The sequence below is a fragment of the Pseudomonas sp. AC463 genome, from assembly GCF_979253585.1.
Map to the genome: position 1 here is coordinate 1 of NZ_CEEDDZ010001240.1, position 231 is coordinate 231.

At 68.8% G+C, this 231-nt stretch carries 1 protein-coding gene; it reads left to right on the forward strand.

Going from position 1 to position 231, the window contains the following annotated elements; translation table 11 throughout:
• A partial coding sequence (locus AC0IYH_RS34265) for an ExbD/TolR family protein (protein WP_471838959.1) occupies window positions 1-231 on the forward strand: 231 nt, incomplete at both ends.

Below are 231 nucleotides of genomic sequence, written 5' to 3' on the forward strand. Positions count from 1 at the left end.
TCACGCCGCTGATCGACGTGATGCTGGTGTTGCTGGTGATGATGATCATGATCCTGCCGACGACGCTGCATAAGGTGACGATCGACCTGCCTGCGCCCGGCGGCACGACCGAGCCGCGCATCGAGCATCGGCTGGACCTGAGCCGCAGCGGCGTCGCGGTGCTGGACGGCGTGGCGACGAGCGACACGGCCCTGCCGGCGCGGCTGGCGGTGCTGAAGGCGGATCCGAAGG